Source organism: Pseudanabaena sp. 'Roaring Creek' (assembly GCF_001402795.1).
Lineage (GTDB): Bacteria > Cyanobacteriota > Cyanobacteriia > Pseudanabaenales > Pseudanabaenaceae > Pseudanabaena.
Genome location: NZ_LIRE01000273.1, coordinates 1 through 4,355, shown reverse-complemented (window position 1 = coordinate 4,355; position 4,355 = coordinate 1). Strand labels below are relative to the sequence as shown.

Annotated in this window: 6 protein-coding genes; all 6 read right to left on the bottom strand. The window is 43.1% G+C overall.

Annotation, left to right across the window (positions count from 1 at the left end; translation table 11 throughout):
* Positions 1-209: 209 nt before the first annotated feature.
* On the bottom strand, positions 210-536 hold the full coding sequence (locus AC805_RS09425; protein ID WP_009628803.1) for a translation initiation factor: 327 nt from the start codon (positions 534-536) through the stop codon (positions 210-212).
* Positions 537-543: 7 nt separating this feature from the next.
* Positions 544-1,146: a hypothetical protein gene (locus AC805_RS09420; RefSeq protein WP_156341363.1), complete on the bottom strand. Its 603-nt coding sequence runs from the start codon at positions 1,144-1,146 to the stop codon at positions 544-546.
* A gap of 338 nt (positions 1,147-1,484) precedes the next feature.
* Positions 1,485-2,126: a translation elongation factor Ts gene (gene tsf / locus AC805_RS09415; protein WP_055075193.1), complete on the bottom strand. Its 642-nt coding sequence runs from the start codon at positions 2,124-2,126 to the stop codon at positions 1,485-1,487.
* A gap of 153 nt (positions 2,127-2,279) precedes the next feature.
* Positions 2,280-3,386 carry a glycosyltransferase family 4 protein gene (locus AC805_RS09410; RefSeq protein ID WP_055075192.1) on the bottom strand — a complete coding sequence of 369 codons (1,107 nt, stop codon included), beginning with the start codon at positions 3,384-3,386 and terminating at the stop codon, positions 2,280-2,282.
* A gap of 485 nt (positions 3,387-3,871) precedes the next feature.
* The gene (locus tag AC805_RS09405) at positions 3,872-4,171 is read right to left on the bottom strand and encodes a hypothetical protein (RefSeq protein ID WP_055075191.1); all 300 of its coding nucleotides are present in this window, start codon (positions 4,169-4,171) and stop codon (positions 3,872-3,874) included.
* 4 nt (positions 4,172-4,175) lie between these two features.
* Positions 4,176-4,355 (bottom strand): hypothetical protein (locus AC805_RS26200; protein ID WP_197278682.1); only part of this gene is annotated, 180 nt, incomplete at its 5' end.

The following is a 4,355-nucleotide window of genomic DNA, read 5'->3' as shown; positions in this document are numbered from 1 at the left end:
ACTGACATTACCACTAACTCCAAATCAGCTTTTTAGTCACTTAAAACGATAAATAAGTTGTCTAATACCAAAACTAAAAATGGCTACGCAATTTTTAGTTTTTCAAACCCTTGCTAGGTTTGGTTTGTAATTCACTGAAGTGTTGGCTCACTTCAGTGAATTGGTATAACGCGGCAAATAATAAAGGAGGCGCACAAGCACCCCCTTTATTATTTGCCGCTTATTTTGGCTTTGTAACCTAAGCCGAGCAATATCTGCAAAATTTTCTGACTGCAATCGCCTTGAATTTCGATCGCTTGTTCCTTTGATGTGCCCCCAGTACCACATTGATTTTTCAACTGCTTAGTTAGTTTTGCCAAATTCTCAGGCGTGGTCTGAAAACCTGTCACCTCAGTCACGGTCTTTCCGCCCTTGCCTCTGCGTGTGACTTGAATGCGAGGATTTTGTTGCTGTGGTGGTAAATCGACCACATTATTGTCTGAGTCATCTTCCTCAGGTACGCCAAACTCCCGATAAACTACACGATTTTTTGTCATAGCATTATTATTCCACCCATGCCGATCGCCAAGCTAATTCCGCTTCCGCGATCATCTTTTGTTGATATTTCTTTTCTAGCTCGTTTTGCAAATGGGCAATCCTTGCCGATAAAACACGCAATTCGCCGCGATGGGACATAACTTGGCGATCGGTGAACTCAATCTCCGCAAGCCGAATGCTCATCTGCAAGGCTTTTTCACCTTGGAGCTGCATGGCGCTTAATATTTTGCTATCTACTAATAACTGGTTCAGGGTTCCCATACTCTCATCAAGGAGTCTACCGAGCAAATTATCAAGGTTTTCCTGATTCACTCGACTATCACGATCGCATTCTTCTAATTGTGCTTGGATGCGATCGCTGAGAGTCCTAATTGTTTTTCGCAAAGACTCCTGTAAATCTTGACGCTCGGATAATGAAAGCGCTAAAAATGCCTCTGGACATTTTTGGGTACAGAAGCTAAAGACTGATAACAAGATTTGTTGCTGTGTGGCGTGGGCGATCGCCTGAGAATATTCCAGATGAATGGTATCAATGCGGACAAGCGCATCCGCGATCGCCTTTTGGATATTTTGAATATCTTTATCAATACGCATTAGCATCGTCATCACTCACCATATTTCTAGCAATATTTCTGATTTGCTTCTTTCCACTCAGTCCTTTTGCAGTTATACCAATTCACGAAAGTATGACAACACTTTTGTGAATTAAAAACTAAACCTAGCAAGGGTTTTCAATTTAAGAAATGGCTGCGCCATTTCTTAAATTGGTATTTTATATGGTAAGGATGGGCGGCGCTTCGCGCCGCCCATCCTTACTTAATACTACGTAATTAAAATCCAGAGCTACAACCTGCGGCGCAAGCTGCGCTTGCGCCGCAGGTTGTATTGTCTCGGTCAATTTATAGAGAAGCAATAACATCAGTTAGGGTACAGCGATCAAGGAAATCCTATGCTGAAGCTTCGTCGCTTTCCTTTTTCTCAGAAGCTAGCTCTTCACCAACTACAAAACGAACAAAGCGGCGCACCTTGACATTTTCACTAAGTTTAGTACCAGTTAATTTAACTAGTTCATCAACAGTGATACTTTGGTCTTTGATAAAGGGCTGATCTAACAAGCAAAGCTCTTTCAGACGCTTTTCGATGCGACCAAGTACGATCTTGTCGCGGATCGCCTCAGGCTTGCTAGCGAGATCTTCCTTACCAGCTTCAATTTGCTTTTCGCTTTCGACAAATGCAGCAGGGATATCAGCAACACTGACATATTCCACATTAGGGCAAGCAGCAATTTGTTTAGCTACATTGTCAGCTAATTCTTTGAGTTCATCGCGACGAGCCACAAAGTCAGTTTCGCAGTTAACTTCAACTAGCACACCAATACGGCTGCCAAAGTGAATATAGCTATGAACGATACCTTCGGTAGCAGCGCGGCTTGCTTTTTTAACAGCAGAGGCTAGCCCCTTTTGTCTTAGGTATTCGGTTGCCTTGGTAAAATCACCACTGGAGTCAACGAGGGCGGCTTTACAGTCTTTGATACCCGCGCCAGTTCTCGCACGTAGCTCTTGAATTTGTTGGGTTGTAATGTCTGCCATATTAATAAGCTTGTTTGGGATGTCTAGGGCAACATTTCGAGGAGCTTGGAGTTTTGCTCGTTGCCGAAAATATCTCTAAAATGTTGTTTGCAGTACTCTAAGTTATCACAATTTCATGTACACAGGGTTTTGAAAATTGCGGTCGATCGCCAATTAATTATCGCTAGCCTGTGAAGCCTGCTCTTTTTGCGATCGCAGCTCTTTCGCTTTAATTCTTTGCCATACCTTAATACAGGCATAAAGCATTAAGACCGTACTAATTGCCGCATAGGTTCCCCCCGCAGGCATCCCCGATACAGCCATCGCAATACTCCCAACCCACAGCGTAAGCGCATAGATAAATAAAACGGTTAGTCGCTTTGATACTCCCGCCTGAACTAGTCGATGGTGCAAATGCTGCTTGCCTGCCGACATTGGTGACTCGCCCTTGCCAAGGCGTTGCAAAATTACTGCGGTCGCATCAACAATTGGCACGGCAAGAATCATATAGGGCATAATCAGCGCGACCGTTGCCACAGCCTTTACCAATCCGATGACACTTACGCCCGCAAGGGTAAACCCCAAAAAATAAGCCCCCCCATCTCCCATAAAGATTTCCGCAGAGCTTTTGGGCTTAAAGTTATAGCGCAAAAATCCGAGACATCCTCCAGCAAGGGCAGCGGCAATCAATGCTGCGGCTGGTTGCTGCATAAATAGACTCGTAATTAAAATAACCGCCGCAGCGATCGTGGTCACCCCTGCGGCAAGCCCATCCAATCCATCGAGCCAATTGATCGCATTTGCCATGCCAGATAGCCACACCATCGTAATGGGTAAGCTGAACCAGCCAAATTTGATAATGCCAAGAAATGGTACAGAGATAAAGTCGATTCTTACTCCAACCCGCCAAGCAGCAGCAGATACAGCTAGTTGGGCAATTAATCGAGGCAAAGGCGGTAAATTAAATAGGTCATCGGCAAACCCAATTAAGAAAAATGCGGCTCCGCCGATAGTTACCCCCCATACTTCATATTCCCTAGTTTGCGGTAATATCCCAAAATAGCCACCTGCCCAAACTAGTAAAAGAGCGGACACACTTCCTAAAAAAATTGCTACGCCACCGACTCGCACAACAGGTGTTGTATGCATCTTGCGATGGTTGGGCTTGTCTACAAGTCCTGCTTTGAGCCCCAAATGACGAATTATCGGCGTACTCAGCCACACTACGATCGCAGATACTGCAAAGGCGACCAAGTAAGGAATGGCAGTTGGATGCAGCATTACAAGAATAAAATTGAGGGTTGTGGTTAGGCAAATTTATGCTTGCAAGCATAGCACTGGATTGACGAAAAGCACATCGAATATAAACATGGAATTGACATAATTCCCATAAGTACCTCCGCATAATTAATACTAATTCACGAAAGTTTGATAACACTTTCGTGAATTGAAAACCAAACACAGTAAGAGCTTTCAAAACACAAAATGGCGTAGCCATATCGACTTTGCTATATAAGCCCTCAACGGGATTTGAACCCGTGATTTTTCCCTTACCAAAAAATCAATTAAACCTGTAAAGCCCTCTCTAAGATAAGTCTTGGGATAATACTATGAATTTCCACCCAAGTTTCTACCCAAAATGACAACACAATATGTTTTTCTAAGGCTTTTTGATGATGGCAATCGATAAAGCGATCGCCATCACCAGAAAGCCTACGATTTACTCATGCAAAGAAGCGATCGCCCAAAGCCCCCAGACATCAAAACTATTTAGACTTAATTTCGACAAATAGATCTTGGACTTGCTTAGATAAACTTTCAAAATACTGCTGTAGCTTATCTTCTAAGTCGAACTGCTTAGATTTAATCTGGTTTATTTTTTCTTCTAAGACCTCAACCGTTCCATGCTCAAAAATGGCAAATCTCGAATTAAGGCTATTCATTTCATTGACATTTTTATCAAATCTTTTATCAAATCTTTTATCAACTGCATCAAACATCTTGTGTATCCAAACAAAGGCAGCGCCAAATAAACCAACGATCGCCAAAACTTCTGAAATATTCATATCTTTAAATTGCAAGGTTGGGAGACCAAGACAAATCACCTAGCCATTTTGTATTTGGAGGAGGAGGAGGGGAAACCCATTGCCAAATTTCGACAAACAGCCCTTGATGATAGTAAACAGGCTTAAATCTGAGGTAGTAGCTACCGAGATCGGTCTGCATCTCAAAAGCAGTCTGTTCGCCGAA